Annotated in this window: 8 protein-coding genes, 2 tRNA genes and 3 rRNA genes; 7 read left to right on the top strand and 6 right to left on the bottom strand. The window is 37.3% G+C overall.

The window, feature by feature from the left end; all coding sequences use genetic code 11:
• Window positions 1-52: 52 nt before the first annotated feature.
• The 4 genes from tamL to ccoN all read right to left on the bottom strand — a co-directional run bounded on the left by tamL (window position 53) and on the right by ccoN (window position 11,012).
• Window positions 53-2,386 carry a translocation and assembly module lipoprotein TamL gene (tamL, locus tag MTP08_RS00970; protein WP_243576689.1) on the bottom strand — a complete coding sequence of 778 codons (2,334 nt, stop codon included), beginning with the start codon at window positions 2,384-2,386 and terminating at the stop codon, window positions 53-55.
• The gene (locus MTP08_RS00975; protein ID WP_243576690.1) at window positions 2,386-7,425 is read right to left on the bottom strand and encodes a translocation/assembly module TamB domain-containing protein; all 5,040 of its coding nucleotides are present in this window, start codon (window positions 7,423-7,425) and stop codon (window positions 2,386-2,388) included. The genes tamL and MTP08_RS00975 overlap by 1 nt, the downstream gene beginning before the upstream one ends.
• Window positions 7,426-7,835: 410 nt before the next feature.
• Window positions 7,836-8,714 (bottom strand): cbb3-type cytochrome c oxidase N-terminal domain-containing protein, encoded by an 879-nt coding sequence (locus MTP08_RS00980; RefSeq protein WP_209390805.1) that lies wholly within the window; start codon window positions 8,712-8,714, stop codon window positions 7,836-7,838.
• Between the two features lie 18 nt (window positions 8,715-8,732).
• Complete coding sequence (ccoN, locus tag MTP08_RS00985) at window positions 8,733-11,012, bottom strand: cytochrome-c oxidase, cbb3-type subunit I (protein ID WP_209390806.1); 2,280 nt, start codon at window positions 11,010-11,012, stop codon at window positions 8,733-8,735.
• 182 nt (window positions 11,013-11,194) lie between these two features.
• Between ccoN and MTP08_RS00990 the strand changes: the two genes are divergently transcribed.
• From MTP08_RS00990 to MTP08_RS01020, 7 genes are all read left to right on the top strand, one after another.
• Window positions 11,195-11,491, top strand: a complete 297-nt coding sequence (locus MTP08_RS00990) for a helix-turn-helix domain-containing protein (protein WP_243576691.1) — start codon at window positions 11,195-11,197, stop codon at window positions 11,489-11,491.
• Window positions 11,492-12,257: 766 nt separating this feature from the next.
• Window positions 12,258-13,774, top strand: a 16S ribosomal RNA gene (locus tag MTP08_RS00995).
• 286 nt (window positions 13,775-14,060) lie between these two features.
• Window positions 14,061-14,134, top strand: a tRNA-Ile gene (locus tag MTP08_RS01000).
• An 87-nt stretch (window positions 14,135-14,221) separates the two neighbouring features.
• Window positions 14,222-14,295, top strand: a tRNA-Ala gene (locus MTP08_RS01005).
• Window positions 14,296-14,498: 203 nt separating this feature from the next.
• Window positions 14,499-17,253, top strand: a 23S ribosomal RNA gene (locus tag MTP08_RS01010).
• Between the two features lie 158 nt (window positions 17,254-17,411).
• Window positions 17,412-17,519, top strand: a 5S ribosomal RNA gene (gene rrf / locus MTP08_RS01015).
• Together the 16S, 23S and 5S rRNA genes with 2 tRNA genes alongside form the textbook arrangement of a ribosomal RNA operon.
• Window positions 17,520-17,990: 471 nt before the next feature.
• Window positions 17,991-19,055: a DUF4407 domain-containing protein gene (locus MTP08_RS01020; protein ID WP_243576692.1), complete on the top strand. Its 1,065-nt coding sequence runs from the start codon at window positions 17,991-17,993 to the stop codon at window positions 19,053-19,055.
• Window positions 19,056-19,131: 76 nt separating this feature from the next.
• Here MTP08_RS01020 and guaB read toward each other — a convergent pair whose 3' ends face one another.
• Both guaB and MTP08_RS01030 read right to left on the bottom strand, forming a co-directional pair.
• Window positions 19,132-20,592 carry an IMP dehydrogenase gene (gene guaB, locus MTP08_RS01025; RefSeq protein ID WP_243576693.1) on the bottom strand — a complete coding sequence of 487 codons (1,461 nt, stop codon included), beginning with the start codon at window positions 20,590-20,592 and terminating at the stop codon, window positions 19,132-19,134.
• A gap of 256 nt (window positions 20,593-20,848) precedes the next feature.
• Entirely contained in the window at window positions 20,849-22,129 is a 1,281-nt protein-coding gene (locus MTP08_RS01030; RefSeq protein WP_243576694.1) for a DUF4252 domain-containing protein, read from the bottom strand.
• Between the last annotated feature and the right edge of the window lie 2 nt (window positions 22,130-22,131).

Below are 22,131 nucleotides of genomic sequence, written 5' to 3' on the forward strand. Positions count from 1 at the left end.
TGAAAACAATTATGAAAAATTTGTTCCTAATATTTTCAATGTAATTAATATTTTAGAAAGGATATCCGATGGCAATATTCAGAATAAGATTATCTCTTCTCCAGGCTCCGCTTCCAAAATTAATTTTGTCGAAAGTCCATCGATCACCTTTTTCATAATAAGGAACCCGAAGTGGCATGGCAAGATCTAAACGAAGGATAAGAATAGAAAAATCTAAACGTAAACCTAAACCTGCTCCCACAGCCGTTTCACTTAAGAAATTTTTAGAAAATTTACCTCCCGGTCTTTCATTTTGAGGGTCTTCCAGAAGCCAGATATTACCTGCATCTATAAAAGCTGCAACATTTAAAAACTTATACAAATTGGCTCGATATTCGGCATTCAGTTCCAGTTTTACATCTCCTGCCTGATCAAATAATGCGCGGGTATTGGTTTCCGTTCTCGGATCGTAACTTCCGGGTCCTAATGTTCTTGCTCTGAAAGCTCGTATACTGTTACTTCCACCTACAAAAAACTGTCTGGAGAAAGGGATGAAGTTAGAATTTCCATAAGGAATAGCCACACCGGCGATAAATCTGGTTGCTAAAGAGGTTTTCTCTGTAAATTTGTGATAAAAACGAACATCATTTTCCACTTTTACATACTGACTGAACGGTACTCCAAATATATTTTTTTGATTTCCATCTCTTACATTTGCTCCGGAAATGAGCCCTGTGAGATTCCCTGCCAAATCTAGCATTCCTTTATAATAAAAAGTATTTCTTTGAGGAAGCATCGTGGTAGAGTAGGTGTAAGAATAGGTAGGACCGAAAATTAACTGTCGCTCCGTAATTCTTGTAAGGTATGGGTTTCCCTCTTTTAATGCAATAAATTTTGGAGTTTCGTTTGCCGGAGCAATATAGGTAACATCTATAAGTTTCAGCTCGTGTTCTTTTCGGATATTTTCTTTCCACTGATATCCAAAAGATGCACTGAATGTATTTAAAGTATATAAAGTAGTTCTGTTCTGGAATTCATATCCGAGTTGAATATTAGTTCTCGGAACAAATGCACTGGAAGAATTGAAACGGAAAGGCGCCACAATTCTTGGGATAGAAAGCTGGGTATTGGCTCCTGCTCTGAAGATGTTTTCGGCATCGGCGGGACCACCAATCTGCACATCGAATGCACCGTAAAGAGATGCCTTAAACTGCTCCGCTCCACGGAAAAAATTTCTTTGAGTCCAGTTTAAATTAACCTCGCTTCCGGCATAATTGGCAGAGTTGGTTCTTCCTAAAGCTTCAAGTCTTAGAGATTGTAGTTCTCTCGGAGTAAGAATATAATAAGCATCAAACTTATGATTTAAAGAATCTGAAACAACAAATTCATTTTTCACAAATTTAAAAACCCCAAGATTAATAAGACGGTTAAGAGAAAGGTTATGATTTTTTCTGTTGTATAAATCGCCTTTTTCGAAATACAGAGCACGGTCGAAAACTCTTGGTTTAAATTTTTTGTCCGGATCGACAACATAAATATTGTTATATTCGTATCCCTTCAGAGAATCTGCATTCATAGGAATGCTGTACTTTCCTCTTTTTGCATCTCGAAGATTATAATTCGGGAACACCACTACTTTATCTATAGTAAACTGATCTTTTGCTAAATCTGGTGTTTTATCTTTAAGCTTTACGATGAGTTCTACCTCGTGTTTTTTGCTCACCGTACTGTCTGCCTGAACAATAATATTATCCGGATTAAAATAATAAAAGCCACGGTTTTTCAGTCCGTCATCAATTCTCTGTCTTTCTGCTTTAATAACTTCCAAATCGAAAGGATTGCCAGTTTTTAATAAGGTTTTATCTTTTAAAGCACGTATTTCCTTATTTATTTCCGATGAATCTGCAGGAAATTTAACATTGCTGATTAAATATCTGCCACCCGGATTTAAAGTGTATATTACTTTCGCTTTCTTATTTTTAGAAACGGTATCGTATTTTGCTCTTGCATTGAAATATCCTTTATTTTCGGAATAATTTACAATAATATCTTTATTGAATTCTTTATCTACATCTCCAAGCAATACCGGTTCTTCTCCGAATTTGTATTTCAGCCAATACCGCAATCCTTTTTGTTTTTTAGGCTCTTTGGTTACATTGTAAGCGTACAATTTAGGTCTTAATCCTAAAAAAGAAGAATTCGGCTTTGGGGTAAGATTGTCTTTTAAAGCCGATTCAAGATCATTTTTTTCTTTTTTGCTGAGAGAATCATTTTCGATCTTAACTTCGGCTCCGGTGTAAAGCATTTGTCCTTCCTTTAGGAATTTGGTGTTGGAACAAGATACAACAGCCGCCGTCATTCCGGATGCCAGAAAATATTTGTAGTATGTGCTAAAATTAATCTTCATTACTTAAATTCTACGACTTCTTTGTCTTTATTTCTTTTATTCTGAATGCCTTCTTTGTTTCGGTTATTCTTAGATTTTCTGAAAATATCTCTGAATTTATCATAATCCAGAGTAATAACAAACCCAAGACCTGTTTCTACAATCTGCCCCTGAAGTGCTACCTGATATTCATTCTTACGATATGCTCTTAAGGTATATCTTCCATCTCGGGAAAGGCTGTAGTCTATAGTTACATCTCCTGCAATATTGGTGGTATTTTCGTTCTGTCTGGTTTCACCTTCAAGCCCGAAATTGCTTCCTACGGTTACTTTTAATCGGTCATTCAGCAATTTTTTGCTGATGTCTACATTAAGATCTGTTCTCGTATTTTGTTTTCCGGTAGAATAGTCTTCAGTAGATTCCAGATCAAAGTTGAGATCAACACCTTTTATTAAATCTGATGCCAAATTATTAAGCTGTTGAGAAAGAATTTTACTTACACTCTGTCTTGCCATAGTTTCTGCCGAAAGCCCCGAATTACTTTGGAATGGATTTTCTCCGATAAAACGGTTAAGAAGAAGAAGAGCAAAAACCTGCTTATTCATTTCGTTTTCGTCTTCCCGAAGTTGGGCAAGTTTACCTTCTACTGTATCGGCAACATTAGAAGATATCGCATTGTTTTTCTCATCAGTTGTAATATCAAAACTGATTTGTGGCTTCATAAGCTCACCTTTAAGTTTCAGTAAAGTATTAAAAGGAATTCTTTGTTTGAACTGATTCAGCTCCGACTGGCTTCCCGAAAATTGCTGCTCCACAAGGTCAATTGGTGCAGCCTGAGTATTGTAAACTGCGGTAATATCGAGAGTAGCGGTCGTGGGTTCTCCTGTCCAAGTAATTGTGCTTCCTTTCTGAATATCAAATTTTCTTTTTAAAACACTTACAGACATTTCGTAGCTTCCTTTTTCAACCTGATATACACCTACTAAAGTTGTTTTGCCTGAAGGATCTATTCCTCCTGTAAGATCTGCTTCTCCCTGAAGTTTTACAAAATCGCCGTTGGCTTTATCTATCAAAATAGAAAGTTTGGCTTCCTTGCTGAGTTCGATATTCACATTCACATCCATTCCTTTAATGTTGGTTTGCGAATCTATAGAATCTGCTTTAATGGTTTTAGAAAGGGCTACCTGATCCTGATCAATAAATTCTACAATACCATCTCTTTCCTGTAATGAAGGAGAAGACTGCGGAAGTACAAATGTGAAATCTGTTGTATCTGAAACCGAAAGTCTTCCGTCTACTTTTGGTAAATCTAAATTTCCTCTTACTTTAAGTGCTGCATCAATCGCTAACACTCCATACATTAAGGCATCATTAGATTTTTCTGAGTTTACAACTTTAAAATCTTTTGCATCTACATCTAAATTGAAGGCAAAATCTTTGTAAGTCTGGGTTAAAACCTGACCGTCTATTTTAAGCGAATTACCGTCTTTATCGTTTATTTTAAAGTTATCAAACTCGATTCCTCTATTCGTAAACTCTATTTTATCGTTAATATTTCGGAAATCACTTCCCGTTTTAGCAATCATTAAGCCGACATTATTCATTTTCAGGTCGCCTAAAATTTTAGGTGCGGTGGTTGTTCCTGTAATTTTTAAATCTCCGGAAAGATAACCTTCTGTATTGTTAATGGCATTCATCGTGAATCCTTGAAGGGTTTTCATCTGAAGCTGATTCATATCCAAATTCAAATCGAAACTACTCGAAGAAGTATTATAATTTCCTAAGATTTTTACATCATTATTATTTCCGGAAAGTGCAATATCGGCGTTGAGAAGATTGGCAGATTGGTTATTCACTTTAATATCGAGATTTCCAACAGGATTTCCAAATACAAATAAGTCGGTTACATCAATATCGGAGGTAAAAGTCATTTTTTTGGTTAAATCCCGTAACTGAGCTGTTCCGTTGATGGTTCCTTTTGCCAGAAGCGAATCTTTTTTGATGATTTCGGTAATGGTTTCAATTTTAAAATCTTTTAAAGAAACATTTAAAGGACTGCTTGGAGAATTGCTCTCAGATTGCAGCGATATTTCTGCTCCGGAATTCGAAAGCCTGAAATTATCCGCCACAATTCCCTGACTGAAAATTTGTATTTTATTATTTTCAGTAACATTCCAATCCATATAATTCAGCTTTAAACCGTTGGGATTTAAAGAAATTTCTGTAATATCGTTCATCGACTTCGCATTTCCTGCAATAAGGAACTGTGTAGCGTCTTTTTCGTCTTTTGTAGTGATGTTGTAATTGATGATGTTGTTGGAAACATCACCGTTAACATTCACTTTATTTAAAGCAAAACTTTCACTTTTTAATGCTGCAACACTTAAATCATACTGTAATGCCTGATTTTGGTTGGTAATCTTTAAACTGGTATTTTCCAGTGTATTGGTTCCGTACAATACCTGCGGAATTTTTGCATCAAGTTCGATGTTTTGAGAATCTGCATTATAATTTCCGTTGATGGTAATCGTTTCAAAACTTTTTAAATCCGGAACAAATTTTCTGATGAGGTCGTCATTTTTAATGGCAGCATTAAGAGTAAAAAACTGTCCGTTATTAATTTTCTGAGCTTTTGAAGGTTTTTGGAACTGATAATATTGGTTAACAGTCTGCGTTAAAGCTCCAAAAATCTGTGTGAGCTTATATTTTCCTTTTAATTCCAGATCAGCAATCTGAGAATTAAGCTGTATTAATGTGGAATCTGTTGTAGAAACAGCATTCAGTCTGATTTCCTGAACAGGATAAATTTCTTTAGTATCTGAAATTGCAAAATTCTGGAGATTCAAATATCCGTTTAAATGATCGGGATCTAAATTTTTAAAATCTCCGTCTATTCCACCGGCAATAATCATTGGGGAACTATAAAACCCAAGTTTATGTAAATCTAATTTATTGATTTTACCGTTTACTTTCACAGTCGGGCTGTCTCGGAAAACTCCTGAAGCCGCAAGATGCAAATTGGCATTCGGATCTTTAGAATTTAAGTCAATATCATAAGCACCACGTATAATTTTTCCTTTCAGATTCATATTCTGATAGGTGTAACCTTTGTAAGTAGCAGATCTTACGTCTCCGCTCAATACTGCAGTCATGATTTTAGGATCGAAACCTTGTCCTTTTGCATTAATTTGAGCGGTAATGCTGCCTAAATCTTTATTCTGAATGATTTTTCCGATTTGTAAACTTTGCAGATTGGCTTTTACATCGAAAGTTTCACTGTTTTTTCTTCGTAAATCTGCTTTGGCGATAACTGCCGCATTTCCTAAAGTTGAAGTAAGACGCAGATTGGTATCTACAATTTTTGTTGTTCCTTTAGCTTTACCGCGAACCGTTAAAAAAGAAGGGAGCGTAATATTTTTTGGGATAGTATTTTTGGGAACTAAATTGTATATGGTTTTAGATGCAGTAGAAAACTCGCCAATGTTCATGTCGTAGTAAAGCTGGTCGGGTTTCATTGCATTTTTAATATTTCCGGATGCCAAAACTTTAAGCTGGTCTAATCCTGAAACTTTCAGATTCTGAATAGACAAATCGTTTACCTTCCCTCTCAGAATCGCGTTGACATTTAATGTTGAATGAGGATATTTATTAAATGGAGCGGTATTTCGTAAGGTAGGAACTAAATTCAAAATATCAGAAAACCCAATTTTGGAATCCCGGATGTCTGCGGCTATTTTTATTTCTCCCGGATTGGAAGATAACTGTTCTATTGAGTTATAATTTAAAATAATCTGATCTCTTAAAACAGTTTTAGGGGTTTGAAGATAAAGGTTTTTAAGGTAGGCTTCTTTTTCTCCATAAACAAAATCGGTATTAAATTTCTGAATATTAAGACCTCTATTTTCCAGAATTTCTGCTGATTTTACAGATCCTGCAAAACCTCCGTTCTGCATTTTGAAATTTCTTACATCGAGATTCATCTTAGAGAAATCTAGATGGTTAAAATCCATTCCGGATCGGGTAGGAGCAATGGCAGTATTGTTGTAAGTGACTTTTACATCATCCAAAAGAAGCTTTCCTAAAAGGAGTTCCATAGCTTTTTGCTCCGCAGAATTTTTTTCTGGTTCTGTTTTTTTAGAATCTTTCGGGTTTGCGTTTTGGGAAGGTAAGTAAAGATTGGCATTAATATCTGCTTTTGTGAGATACACATTGCCTACATCAAAACTATTATTGTCCAGATCAATTTTATTTACTTTGGTACTCAGCTCTTTGAAGAGAACTTTTGCGAAAGTTTTGGTGTTGTCATCTCCGTAATCAATATCAAAATTGGTAAGCTTAATTCCGCTTAATCCCAGTTTCATTGTTTTTTTCTGGTTGAGAGAATCTACTTTCTTTTCTACTTTATGGGTAACCTCTTTTACAAAATCCTGTTTCAGCTTCAGTTTTAAACCGTCGAGATTAATATCATTTACCGCATACGAGTTGTTTTGCAGATCGAAAGTCTTTACACGGGTATCAAAATTATTGAAGTAAACTTTGATGTCATTTCTAGACTGCTGATCGTTGAAGGTAACACCAATATCTTTCAGTTTAATCTTATCTAATGAAATAATAAATGGTTTTGATGGTTTTTCTTCCTTTTCAGAAGTCGCAAAAGCATCAATAATATAATCGAAATTGAATTTTCCTTTAGGATCTCTTACCACATTGGCTCGAACTCCTTCTAGATCTATTGAAGTAATATCTGCTTTAGACTTTATCAGCTGCCACATATCTAGACCTACATCAAATTTCTTTACGGCTAAAAGGGTATCGATATTCTGACCTTTCAGATAAAGGTTTTCCATTACAAGACTGTTTGGGAAACCGATGTAAACTTTATCCAGACTTACTTTCGTTTTAATTTTACCTTCTAAATAGACAACAAGCTTATCTTTTACATAATTCTGAACTGCAGGAATCCTTAAACTTAAGATGAGCAACAGTATTAAAACAATAATAGAGGTAATTGTTATAACAATCCCTCTGAGAATTTTCCTTTTATTAAATTTCAGTTTCAAATTTCTGTGATTTATACAAATATACAATCGTTTTAGTAATGTGAAAAAAATTCACGAATAATGAGTGGATTGTGTACTCTAAATCTTTAGAGCTTGAATTTTAATGAGTTTTAGCATGATTAAATTATTTTTGAGTGAAGCTTTTGAAGACTTCCACTTCAGTTAAGCAAGATTTTTGCCAACTGTAGTCTTTTTACGATAATAATGCCTTTTTATGGTATATTTAAAAAACAAAAACCCGCTCAAAATGAACAGGTTTTTGCATTGATGTATGCTTTGGATGTTTTAAATATTATGGAATATTTAAAAGTGAATAGGTTTTCAGATGTTAGTTGAGTTACAACCAGAGCACACATCTGATGGAGATTCAATTCATAGAGTAAATATATTTAGAGATTTTTTATTCTTGGTTATTCTTGCCATTTTACTTCCTCACCTTGTGGAGCAGCTCCGCCGTTTGCAGGAGTTATAGGAGCTTTCTCCTGATTGATGTGGTAGATATAAGATGCTATTTTTTCTGCGTCTCTTCCTGTAATGGTTCCTTCTTTTATGAAAGGTCTCATGGTAGGATTGTTAGGAGAACCATTTTCCAGCATCCAGAAAACATTTTTAAATAAACTTTTTTCTTTAATGTTAATCCAGTGGTTATCGGTTAAGTTAGGACCAATTCCGCCTTTACCACCATCTCCGTGGCATGTTACACAATTGGTTTTGAACAGCTGTTCTCCTTCTGCTACATAATCTGCACTGTATTTTGCAGTTTCTAGATTAATGGCAGGAGCACTTTTTTCATACTCTTCTATGGAAGCCAGCTGAACTTTAGTTTCTTTATCGTACTCAACTTCCGGATGTGCATAATCTGTGAAAGCAAATGCAACCATGTACACTACACAAAAGATAATTCCAAAATAAAAGAGACCGATCCACCATTTTGGTAAAGAATTGTCGAGTTCCGTAATTCCGTCGAACCCATGGTCTATTAAAATGTCCTTTTCTTCAGATTGAGACTGTTTTTTGAAAGCCGAATTCCAAAGTGTCTGGAAATAAGATTTATTCTTATCTGTTAGAAATGCCTGTTTTTCTGCTTCGGTAAGTCTTTGGAATCTTTCATTTTCTACCAGATCTCCAATAGAATTCATAATGAGCAGCAAAATCGTAATGATTATTAAAAGTGCCCAAAAGAAAGGGGTGGAAAAATAATTGGAGTCTGAGGCAAACATTTCGAATGCCATAATGGTAATTCCTATTGTTAAAGCAATATATATAGATATGGGAGTTCTTGTTTTCATCTCGAAAAGTTTTTAAAATTAATCTACACTTGCTGTTTTAATCTCTGTGGTTTTAATATCTGTTCCCAGTCTTTGCAGATAGGCAATCATGGCGATAATTTCACGTTGTTCCAATGGTACAAACTTGTCACCTTTGGTAAGTTTATCTTTTTCAACCTGAGTTTTTACGTCTGCCGCTTCAGAATAAATTCTTTTAACGATGGCTTTAGACTGATTGTCTGCCCACTGATTTGCGGAATCTATCTGTGCTTTAGTATAAGGAACATCGAAAGTGTTTTTCATCAACATCAGTTTATCCGTCATTTGTGAACGATCCAGTTTATTGGTAATTAACCAAGGGAAACGTGGCATAATTGATCCTGCTGAAGTAATTCTTGGGTTGTACATGTGTTTAAAGTGCCAAGAATCTGGGTTTCTTCCTCCTTCTCTGTGCAAATCTGGTCCTGTTCTTTTAGATCCCCAAAGGAAAGGTCTGTCGTAAATGAATTCCCCTGCTTTAGAATACTGTCCGTTTTTACCATCGAATCTGTTTACTTCATCACGGAACGGACGAATCATTTGTGAGTGGCAAGCATTACAGCCTTCTCGTATGTAAAGATCTCTTCCTTCCAATTCTAGTGGTGTGTAAGGTTTTACAGCTGATATTGTTGGTAGATTGCTTTTTACTGTTAGAGTAGGAACAATTTCTACTAATCCACCAATAGCAACTGCTACGAATGCTAATATTGATAATAGCTGAGGTGTTCTTTCTAACCAAAGGTGTACACCTTCTCCTTGTTTTCTTGCAGTTCCAATATTTGCTAAAGCTGGAGCTTCTGCCGGTACATTTTTCTGGAATGATCCTGCTTTAATAGTTTTTACAACATTTATTACCATTAAAATTGCTCCACTTAAATAAAACAGACCTCCAACAAATCTCATTTTAAAGTAAGGAATAACAGCAGTTACTGTATCTAGCCAGTTTTTCCACAATAAAGTTCCGTCCGGATTAAACTGTTTCCACATCAAGCCCTGTGTAAATCCTGAAATATACATTGGGACAGCATAGAAAATAATTCCTAAAGTTCCCAGCCAGAAATGCCAGTTAGCCAATTTTACAGACCATAGTTTTGTTCTCCACATCACAGGGATAAGGTAATATATAACACCGAATGCCATAAATCCGTTCCAGCCTAAAGCTCCTAAGTGAACGTGTCCAATTACCCAGTCTGTGTAATGCCCAATTTTATTTAAAGATTTTGTAGCTAATAATGGACCTTCAAATGTTGCCATACCGTAGCAAGTAACAGCTACTACAAAGAATTTTAGGATAGGATTATCTCTTACTTTGTCCCAAGCTCCTCTTAACGTTAACAGTCCGTTCAGCATTCCTCCCCAAGACGGTGCAATAAGCATAATAGAGAAACCAGTTCCTACTGCCTGTGCCCAAGCTGGTAAAGCAGTATATTGAAGGTGGTGAGGTCCTGCCCAAAGATAAACGAAGATTAAAGACCAAAAGTGAATGATAGAAAGTTTGTAAGAGAAAACGGGTCTGTTTGCGGCTTTAGGCATAAAATAATACATTAATCCTAAAACTGGTGTTGTTAAAACAAAAGCAACCGCATTGTGTCCGTACCACCATTGTACCAAAGCATCTTTTACTCCTGCGTATGCAGAATAAGACTTCCAGCTTGTAAAAGATAAAGGAACTTCTAAATTGTTGAAGATATGGAGCATTGCAACAGCAATCCAAGTTGCGATATAGAACCAAATCGCTACATATAAATGACGTACCCTTCTTTTGGCAATGGTTCCAAACATATTGATTCCGAAAATAACCCAAGAAAAAGTTATTAAAATATCAATAGGCCACTCATGTTCTGCATATTCTTTAGAAGTATTAATTCCCATTAAGAATGTAATTACTACAGAAATAATCATAATTTGCCAACTCCAGAAATGAATCCAAGAAAGTGTATCGCTATACATTCTTGTTTTCAAAAGTCTTTGCATGCTGTAATAAGCACCACAATAGAAAGAGTTGCAGACAAAAGCGAAGATCACAGCACTGGTATGAAGCATTCTGATTCTTCCGAAGCCCAAAGCTCCTTGGGAATTAATTAATCCCTGAATATTTCCACTTCGTAAGCTTTGGATAGTTGTATCATCAGTTCCAAATAAAAACTCAGGTAATTCTGGATAAAATAGCATTAAAGCTGCTGTTAATCCTAAAAGAAAACCAATAATTCCAAATACAATGGTTGCGTAAAGGAATGCTCTGACAATATTATTGTCATAATTAAATTTTTGCGTCTCCATAACTTTTGTTTCTTGCAGCCAAAAATTATTTTCTTGAATTCTCCCTATTATAAACCTATATTAATACAGGAAAAAATAAATATAATGCTGCTTGTCTAATATTTTCACAAAGGTATTTACTAACTTTGTCTGCAGCTATTAGATATACTTCTAAAATATACCGAAAACTACTAAAGCAATTTATGATGAAAATTTGTGGACAGAATATAAGGAAAATGAGGAGAGACAGAGATCTTACTCAAGAATATATGGCATTCGAAATGGGTATTTCACAGAAAGCTTATTCAGATATAGAAAACTCCAAAGTGAAAATCAATCTCGATATTCTTACAAAAATTTCAGATATCCTAAAAATAAAACCTTCAGACATCTGCAGCATCTCTCATAAATGTGGTGCTAATGATTACGAAGAAAAATACAATGAATTGTTAGATTTTATGAAGAAGAATAATATTAATATGCCAGAAAACTTACGATAGAATTTCTTTTTTAAAAATTATTTATTGTTGAATGAATATGAATTGCAATTGGTGGACTCTCACCAACTCAATGTTAATATGCCTTAATATCAATTCAGTGATACTTGAATTTGTTTAAAAAATAATAAAAGAAAGCTTTTCTCTCCTTAAATCTACCTCCATTCGGAGGTGTTTTTGTGTGATTACCTTTATTTGTGGGGCATTTATTTGTGCAAATGATGATCGAATTCTAGCTTTAGAATAAAAAATCAAACAAAGCTTAAAAAAAATCAACTGATATCCATGCTGTTATGGATTTAATGTTATGTGATGGTAAATTTTATGTTAAATTAATTTGTTTTGTGTTTGTATGAATATCTATCTTTGCGCCACCGAAAAACGGAAGTTAAGTAGGTAGCGCAGGGGAGTAATTGATAAATAGCTTTAAAAGATGTAACGAAAAAAAACTTTAATTTTTTTTAAAAAAGGGGTTGTGGTTTTAAAAATAGTTATTATCTTTGCAGTCCCGATTAGGGGAGAGCAGAAGCGTTATTGATTGGGGTGTTTGGGAGTTAGGGTTAATTAAAAAAAACTTTAAATTTTCTTCAAAAACATTTGGTCATTAAAAAATAAGTTATTACTTTTGCACTCGCAAATACGGAGTGACACTGACAGAAAGATTGCTACGTTAAAAAGCGGAAGAAAAATAGATCATTGACATACAATATAACAACCAAGTAAGGAAAAACTAAAGCGTTAAAAAACTTTGAGTGAGTCAGACAAACATACAATGGAGAGTTTGATCCTGGCTCAGGATGAACGCTAGCGGGAGGCCTAACACATGCAAGCCGAGCGGTATTGTTTCTTCGGAAATGAGAGAGCGGCGTACGGGTGCGGAACACGTGTGCAACCTGCCTTTATCAGGGGGATAGCCTTTCGAAAGGAAGATTAATACCCCATAATATATTAGATGGCATCATTTGATATTGAAAACTCCGGTGGATAGAGATGGGCACGCGCAAGATTAGATAGTTGGTGAGGTAACGGCTCACCAAGTCGATGATCTTTAGGGGGCCTGAGAGGGTGATCCCCCACACTGGTACTGAGACACGGACCAGACTCCTACGGGAGGCAGCAGTGAGGAATATTGGACAATGGGTGGGAGCCTGATCCAGCCATCCCGCGTGAAGGACGACTGCCCTATGGGTTGTAAACTTCTTTTGTATAGGGATAAACCTTTCCACGTGTGGAAAGCTGAAGGTACTATACGAATAAGCACCGGCTAACTCCGTGCCAGCAGCCGCGGTAATACGGAGGGTGCAAGCGTTATCCGGATTTATTGGGTTTAAAGGGTCCGTAGGCGGATCTGTAAGTCAGTGGTGAAATCTCACAGCTTAACTGTGAAACTGCCATTGATACTGCAGGTCTTGAGTAAAGTAGAAGTGGCTGGAATAAGTAGTGTAGCGGTGAAATGCATAGATATTACTTAGAACACCAATTGCGAAGGCAGGTCACTATGTTTTAACTGACGCTGATGGACGAAAGCGTGGGGAGCGAACAGGATTAGATACCCTGGTAGTCCACGCCGTAAACGATGCTAACTCGTTTTTGGGCTTTATGGTTCAGAGACTAAGCGAAAGTGATAAGTTAGCCACCTGGGGAGTACGTTCGCAAGAATGAAACTCAAAGGAATTGACGGGGGCCCGCACAAGCGGTGGATTATGTGGTTTAATTCGATGATACGCGAGGAACCTTACCAAGGCTTAAATGGGAATTGACAGGTTTAGAAATAGACTTTTCTTCGGACAATTTTCAAGGTGCTGCATGGTTGTCGTCAGCTCGTGCCGTGAGGTGTTAGGTTAAGTCCTGCAACGAGCGCAACCCCTGTCACTAGTTGCCATCATTCAGTTGGGGACTCTAGTGAGACTGCCTACGCAAGTAGAGAGGAAGGTGGGGATGACGTCAAATCATCACGGCCCTTACGCCTTGGGCCACACACGTAATACAATGGCCGGTACAGAGGGCAGCTACCAAGTGATTGGATGCGAATCTCGAAAGCCGGTCTCAGTTCGGATTGGAGTCTGCAACTCGACTCTATGAAGCTGGAATCGCTAGTAATCGCGCATCAGCCATGGCGCGGTGAATACGTTCCCGGGCCTTGTACACACCGCCCGTCAAGCCATGGAAGTCTGGGGTACCTGAAGTCGGTGACCGTAAAAGGAGCTGCCTAGGGTAAAACAGGTAACTAGGGCTAAGTCGTAACAAGGTAGCCGTACCGGAAGGTGCGGCTGGAACATCTCATTTTAGAGCGTTGAAGAACGTTAAACAAACAAGTACGCAAGTACAAAAAAAACTTACTTAAAGTTCAAGCTTTAGTTTTTATTTGGTTGTCATATATAAAAGATAAATGATGAAAGATCATTGATTAATAATAGCAGAGATGCTTAATCACTCATCCAACATCGATTATCAATTATAAAATACAAAACCCACTAGAAATTAGTATAGGGAGAGAGACAAAAGATGGTAGATAAAAGAAGATAGACTTAATGGTCTTGTATCTGAAATCTATTATCTCAAATCTAAATGAAGTCTCGTAGCTCAGCTGGTTAGAGCGCTACACTGATAATGTAGAGGTCGGCAGTTCGAGCCTGCCCGAGACTACTAATTGAAAAGACGGGAAGACATCAGATAAGAGACATCAGACAAAAAAGTCTAAAGTCTGTAATCTGACATCTGAAGTCTACTAGCGGGGAATTAGCTCAGCTGGCTAGAGCGCCTGCCTTGCACGCAGGAGGTCAAGGGTTCGACTCCCTTATTCTCCACGGATTGTACGAAGTACGAAAGTACAGAGTATAATGTATGAGGGTAATAAAAGGAAATGTATACTACATAGTGACGGAGCCGTCATTAGAACATTTTACTTGATTATTTAAGTACAAGAAAATAAGATCATTGACATTAACGGTAAAGACATCACAAAGAGAAAACCGAGCACTTATAAGTGCTTGAGTAACCTAAAAATAGGAAAGAAATCGTTAAGGGCGTATGGCGGATGCCTAGGCTTTCAGAGGCGACGAAGGACGTGGTAAGCTGCGAAAAGCTCGGGGGATTGGCACACACGAATAGATCCCGAGATGTCCGAATGGGGCAACCCAATACATTGAAGATGTATTACCTCGTAAGAGGAGCAAACCCGGAGAACTGAAACATCTAAGTACCCGGAGGAAAAGAAATCGAAGAGATTCCGTAAGTAGTGGCGAGCGAAAGCGGATTAGCCCAAAAGTCTTTATATATTTAGAAGAACGTACTGGAAAGTGCGGCCGTAGACGGTGATAGCCCGGTATTCGAAAGGTATATATAGATGATAAATGAGTATGGCGGGACACGTGAAATCCTGTCTGAATATGGGGGGACCATCCTCCAAGGCTAAATACTCCTGAAAGACCGATAGTGAACAAGTACTGTGAAGGAAAGGTGAAAAGCACTTCGAATAGAAGGGTGAAATAGAACCTGAAACCGTACGCCTACAAGCGGTCGGAGCACCAATAGGGTGTGACGGCGTGCCTTTTGCATAATGAGCCTACGAGTTAATTTTACTAGCGAGGTTAAGGACTTCAGGTCCGGAGCCGGAGCGAAAGCGAGTCTGAATAGGGCGCTGAGTTAGTAGGATTAGACGCGAAACCTTGTGATCTACCCATGGGCAGGTTGAAGCTTTGGTAACACAAAGTGGAGGACCGAACCGGTTGACGTTGAAAAGTCTTCGGATGACCTGTGGGTAGGGGTGAAAGGCCAATCAAACTGGGAGATAGCTCGTACTCCCCGAAATGCATTTAGGTGCAGCGTCGCAAATGAGTTTATTAGAGGTAGAGCTACTGATTGGATGCGGGGGTTTCATCGCCTACCAATTCCTGACAAACTCCGAATGCTAATAAATGTTCTGCGGCAGTGAGGGCATGGGTGCTAAGGTCCATGTCCGAGAGGGAAAGAACCCAGACCAACAGCTAAGGTCCCCAAATATATGCTAAGTTGAAGCAACGCGGTTGAACTGCATTGACAGCTAGGATGTTGGCTTGGAAGCAGCCATTCATTTAAAGAGTGCGTAACAGCTCACTAGTCGAGCGGTTCGGCATGGATAATAATCGGGCATAAGCATATTACCGAAGCTATGGATTTATAATTTATTATATCTGGTAGGGGAGCATTCTGTTTGCGCCGAAGCAGTATCGTGAGGTATTGTGGAGCGGACAGAAAAGAAAATGTAGGCATAAGTAACGATAAAGGGGGCGAGAAACCCCCTCACCGAAAGACTAAGGTTTCCTCAGCCATGCTAATCAGCTGAGGGTTAGTCGGGACCTAACGCGCACCCGAAAGGGGAAGTGGATGGACAATGGGTTAATATTCCCATACTTGCTCACACTAAAAAGGGGACGGAGTGCCGTACTTACTGAAGACTGACGGAATAGTCAAGACCTAGCCTTCGGGCGAAGTTGCTGTAGGGAAAGTGCTTCCAAGAAAAGCCGAAGTGAAGCAACCCGTACCAAAACCGACACAGGTAGTCGAGGAGAGAATCCTAAGGTGCTCGAGTGAGTCGTGGCTAAGGAACTAGGCAAAATAGTCTCGTAACTTCGGAAGAAGAGACGCCATCAGCAATGGTGGCCGCAGTGAAGAGGCCCAGGCGACTGTTTATCAAAAACACAGGACTCTGCTAAATCGAAAGATGCTGTATAGGGTCTGACACCTGCCCGGTGCTGGAAGGTTAAGGAAGGGCGTTAGCGTAAGCGAAGCGTTTGACTGAAGCCCCAGTAAACGGCGGCCGTAACTATAACGGTCCTAAGGTAGCGAAATTCCTTGTCGGGTAAGTTCCGACCTGCACGAATGGTGTAACGATCTGGGCACTGTCTCAGCCACGAGCTCGGTGAAATTGTAGTATCGGTGAAGATGCCGATTACCCGCAATGGGACGAAAAGACCCTGTGAACCTTTACTATAACTTCGTATTGACTTTGAGTAAGTAATGTGTAGGATAGGTGGGAGGCTTTGAAGCAGGCACGCTAGTGTTTGTGGAGCCAACGTTGAAATACCACCCTTTACTTACTTGGAGCCTAACTTCTTTTAGAAGGACATTGCGTGGTGGGTAGTTTGACTGGGGTGGTCGCCTCCAAAAGAGTAACGGAGGCTTTCAAAGGTACCCTCAGCACGCTTGGTAACCGTGCGTAGAGTGTAATGGCATAAGGGTGCTTGACTGTGAGACCAACAAGTCGATCAGGTGCGAAAGCAGGACATAGTGATCCGGTGGTTCCGTATGGAAGGGCCATCGCTCATAGGATAAAAGGTACTCCGGGGATAACAGGCTAGTCTCCCCCAAGAGCTCACATCGACGGGGAGGTTCGGCACCTCGATGTCGGCTCGTCACATCCTGGGGCTGGAGAAGGTCCCAAGGGTTGGGCTGTTCGCCCATTAAAGTGGCACGCGAGCTGGGTTCAGAACGTCGTGAGACAGTTCGGTCTCTATCTATTGCGGGCGTTAGATGTTTGAGAGGGCTTGAATCTAGTACGAGAGGACCGATTTGAACAAACCTCTGGTGTATCAGTTGTACCGCCAGGTGCACCGCTGAGTAGCTATGTTTGGAAGAGATAAGCACTGAAAGCATATAAGTGCGAAACTCGCCTCAAGATGAGACATCTTTTAAGGGTCGTGGGAGATGACCACGTTGATAGGCTACAGGTGTAAAGTTGGTAACAGCATAGCCGAGTAGTACTAATTACCCGTAGATTTATAGCCTATAAGTTTACATTAAATCAAGCCTTATAAGTGCGACACTGGTTTTGCCTTTGTGATGAAATTTACCGATAAAAAGATGTCAGATATAAGACATCAGATACAAGACTTTAGTTAGTCTGAAATCTAATATCTAACCTCTGAAATCTATATACCTTATTTAGGGTGGTTTTAGCAGAGGGGCTCACCTGTTCCCATTCCGAACACAGAAGTTAAGCCCTCTAGCGCCGATGGTACTGCGAAAGCGGGAGAGTAGGTCGCCGCCAGTTTTTTTCAAACCTCATACAAAAATGTATGAGGTTTTTTTATTGTTTTTTATTCTATTCTATTTTAATTGAAATACTAATCATAATATCAATCCCAATCCAAATCCTATAAGAATACTATTAAACGCATTCATTAAACACTTAAAATATATTGAATTTTCAATTATATCATTAGTGGTTTAATCTTAGTTCAAAGTCAGAAAAATTACTTCTTTCGTTTTAATAAGTTTAAAATGTACTTTTTTTATCCTACCTTGGTAAATGGTTGTTTAAATATTTTCATCTTCAATATGTTGCTGTTATCATATGTTATTGGTGATCTGTCATATCTTATTCATAAATAACATTATTGTTGCTATTTTTATATTAATTAGCTATTAAAAAAATCTTAAAACAGTGGCTTTACTTTGTAAAACCTATTACTATTTGTAACAATGTTGTAATTTGGTATACTTATTTTAGAATAATATCATCATGAAAAATACCTCTTCACTATTGCAATATAATCAGCATAAAATTAATTGGTTCCAAAAATTTTTAATGATTTGTTCAGGAGCTAACATTCATATTCTCAGGAAAACACCCAGCGAATGGAATAAATTTGCGGGTATTGGTGGAATTGTCCTTTTCACCGCTGTTTTTGCCACCTTATCGTCAACTTATGCCATCTTTACCATTTTTGATCAGTTTTGGGCATCTCTAGGGTTCGGATTGTTGTGGGGATTAATGATTTTTAATCTGGATCGATATATTGTTTCATCTATTAAAAAAACAGGCACATGGTGGAACCAAATTTTAATGTCGATCCCAAGACTTATTTTGGCAACATTTTTAGGAATTATTATTTCTAAGCCATTAGAACTCAAAATTTTTGAAAAAGAGGTTAATAAACAACTCAACACCATTATTCAAAGAAATAAAAAGGATCTTCAAACACAGATGAACGGGAGAATTTTACAACAAAATGCTCCTTTTGAAACTGAAAAAAAACAAATTGCGGAAAAGCTGGCTCAATATCAAAAATCTTACGACTCTGCTTCGGTGGAACTCGAAAAAGAAATTCTGGGTAAACAATCTAATCTAACCAGCGGAAAAGAAGGCTTTGGACCTAATGCCAAAAGAAAGCAAGAATTGAAAGAGCAGCGAAAGAGAGATTTGGAAAACTATCAGAATCAAACAGCTGCAAGACTAGAATATCTTGACAAGGAAATATCTAAAGTGTATAATAATCTTGAAACTGAAAGGAAATCTACTGAAACTTTCGAGGACAAGTATAACGGATTCGCTGCTAGAATCCAAGCATTAGATGAGTTAGGAAAGGGCTCTGCAATAATTGCTACTGCTGCAGCATTTATAATGGGAATGTTTATTTGTCTTGAAGTTTCTCCTGTTTTAATTAAGCTCATTTCTTCTGTTGGTCCTTATGATTATCTTCTGGAAAAAACAGAGAATGATTTCAGGCTTTATTCTAAAGAAAAAATTGAAAAAGGAAATGCATTGACTGATTTCAGAATAAATGATTTTAAAAGCAAACTTTAACGTATCGATTATAAATAAAAAATCGCCAGTTATCAATACAACTGGCGATTTTTTTTCAATGAATGAATTATATTTCCTATAAAGAATAATTTGGAGCTTCCTGTGTGATGATTACATCGTGAGGATGCGATTCTTTTAATCCGCTTCCGGTAATCATTACCATCTTCGTGTCGGTTTGTAAAGCGGTAATATCTTTTGCTCCGCAATAACCCATACCTGCTCTTAATCCACCAGTTAGCTGGAAAATAACATCTTCTAATTTACCTTTGCTTGGTACTCTTCCTTCGATTCCTTCAGGAACAAATTTTTTAGCTTCACTTTGGAAATATCTTTCTTTTCCGCCTCTTTTCATGGCAGAAAGACTTCCCATTCCCTGATAAGTTTTGAATTTTCTTCCCTGAAAAATAATTTCCTCTCCCGGAGCTTCATCGGTTCCTGCAAGAAGCGACCCCAACATTACTGCACCAGCTCCACTTGCAATAGCTTTTACGATATCCCCGGAAAGCTTTATTCCTCCATCAGCAATTACAGCAACATTTTTAGTTTGAGCATATTCATATACATTATAAATTGCAGATAACTGCGGCACTCCAACTCCTGCAACAACTCTCGTTGTACAGATAGAACCGGGACCTACACCTACTTTAAGAACGTTTGCTCCGGCTTCAATTAAATCTTTAGCGGCATCGGCAGTTACAATATTTCCTCCAACGATATCCAAATCCGGATATGCTCTTCTAATTTCAGCTATTTTATCTAAAACTCCTTTTGAATGACCGTGAGCAGAATCTATTCCGATAATATCTACTCCGGCTTCTACTAAAGCTGCAATTCGGTCTAAAGTGTCTTCTCCAACTCCAACTCCAGCTCCAACAATTAATCTACCATTTTGATCTTTGTTGGCATTAGGATATTCTAACTGATTGTCGATATCTTTAATGGTGATTAAACCTACCAATTTATTTTCAGCATCAACGATCGGAAGTTTTTCAACTCTGTTTTTAAGAAGAATTTCTTTTGCTTTTTCGAGATTCGTATTTTTATCAGAAGTAATCAGCTTATCTTTCGTCATGATCTCTTCAACCTTTATATCTAGATTTTCCTGATACTTTACATCTCTATTGGTAATAATTCCTATTAATATATTATCTGCATCTACCACAGGCAATCCGGAGATTTTATAGCTAGACATTAGCTCTCTTGCCTGTCCAAGTGTATGATCTTTGGAAAGAGTAACAGGATCAGAAATCATCCCGTTTTCAGAACGTTTTACTCTGTTTACCTGAGCCGCCTGCTCTTCAATAGTCATATTTTTATGGATAAAACCTAAACCGCCCACTCTTGCCAATGCAATTGCCAAATCGGCCTCTGTAACAGTATCCATTGCAGCGGAAACGATAGGAACGTTCAGCGTAATTTTATCGGTAAGTCTTGATTTTAATGAAACCTGATTAGGTAAAACTTCAGAATAAGAAGGAACTAGAAGCACGTCATCGAAAGTGATGGCTGTCTCTACAATTTTGTTATGAATAGACATCTTTACTTTCTTGCAAAATTAAACATTTTTGTCGACATACGAAAATCACATATTATAGTTTAAACAAAACTTAACAATTCTTTATATAAATCGCAAAAAAGCCACTGAAACAGTGACTTTACAAAATTAAATATGTTAAATATGAAGTTGATATTATTTAAACCCGTCAATTTCAGTTCAAAAAAAATCCCCAAAAAGTATCTCTGCAAGCTAAAAATTGGGATTTCATCAAATTTGAATGAATAAAAAATCTTTTTTAATCTATCTGTTTAAGCATTCCTCCAGAGTTTTTACTGATGTTTGAATGTATCTGTGGATTGCCTTTAAATCTGATTATTCCGCCCGAAGAAGCTTTTGCAGACAATTCTTGCGTTACGTGGCTTGTAATAATCCCCCCCGAACTAACTTCTGCTTTTAGTTTGTTGAATTTCATATCTTTCGCATTACAAACCGCTCCGCTACTGATGTCTATAATTCCTGAATTTGCATTTCCGGTAAAATTTGCAGCTGCTCCACTCGCCGATTTTATGAAAATATCTTTTGTATTGATTTGCGAATTGATTATAGCACCAGAACTTACATCTATAAATGCTTTTTCCTGAATATTGAAGTTCGCATTTACAACAGAACCCGAAGATACATCTACTGTAATCTGATTTTCATTAATGTTATTAACAGAATTGAAAATTGAGCCTGAAGAAGTTTTAATTTCGTTTATTTTAGGTGAGCTTACGTTTACATTTACATTTTTAAACTTCAGATTTCTCTGTCCTTTTGTATCAATAGAAACTTTAAGTATACCGTCTTCAACTTTTGTTACGATGTATTGGAGTTTATCGGCATCGGCAATAACTTTCACCAAAGAATTGGGTTCCTGTTTGTAGTTCACAACAATCCCGGTACTTACCTGAACTCCAGAAAATTCTCCTACATTTCTGCTTTCACCATTCAGATAAGAACTGTTGTTTTTGGAATTATTTTTTGCAGAAGGATTAGAAACTGAAATCTGCATCTCGGTAGAGTTGATAATTTTATTAACGTCATCCATTTTCATTTTACCATTTAGTAGAAAAAGAATGTTTTCGTCATCAGAATCTATATTGAAGACAAGATTTTGCAAAATATCGCCTTTTTCGGCTTCTGCAAGAAATTTCATAGAAACTCCATCATTATTTATCGACATCAGTTTGTCGAAATGAAGTTCTTCCAGAGATTCATTGATTTCATTGGTCTTTTCGATATTCAGTTTTATATTTTCTATATTTTCAGATTCAAGTTCTTTTGGGAACGTTGCTTTTGGAACAATTACCAATTTAAGACCGTCAACATCCTTCAGAATAGGTTTTATTTTTTTTAAATAATCATCATCCAGTTCAAGATTGCTTAAAATTTTGAACATTGGTTTTTTGATGCTAATCGAGGTAATTCCATTCTTATTTTCAAATTGCTGGAAGAGTTTATCCAGTTTTTCGTTTTGGGCACTGCCAATGCTAAAGCAGCCTAAAAATAACAGTATGGAAAAGAATATATTTTTCATTT

The organism is Chryseobacterium oryzae (assembly GCF_022811665.1).
GTDB lineage: Bacteria > Bacteroidota > Bacteroidia > Flavobacteriales > Weeksellaceae > Chryseobacterium > Chryseobacterium oryzae.

Bases quoted from the DNA above. Each gene is read 5' to 3' on its own strand.
- ccoN (WP_209390806.1), bottom strand. From the start codon at position 11,012: ATGGAGACGCAAAAATTTAATTATGACAATAATATTGTCAGAGCATTC.
- MTP08_RS01030 (WP_243576694.1), bottom strand. From the start codon at position 22,129: ATGAAAAATATATTCTTTTCCATACTGTTATTTTTAGGCTGCTTTAGC.
- MTP08_RS00980 (WP_209390805.1), bottom strand. From the start codon at position 8,714: ATGAAAACAAGAACTCCCATATCTATATATATTGCTTTAACAATAGGA.
- guaB (WP_243576693.1), bottom strand. From the start codon at position 20,592: ATGTCTATTCATAACAAAATTGTAGAGACAGCCATCACTTTCGATGAC.
- MTP08_RS01020 (WP_243576692.1), top strand. From the start codon at position 17,991: ATGAAAAATACCTCTTCACTATTGCAATATAATCAGCATAAAATTAAT.
- MTP08_RS00990 (WP_243576691.1), top strand. From the start codon at position 11,195: ATGATGAAAATTTGTGGACAGAATATAAGGAAAATGAGGAGAGACAGA.
- tamL (WP_243576689.1), bottom strand. From the start codon at position 2,386: ATGAAGATTAATTTTAGCACATACTACAAATATTTTCTGGCATCCGGA.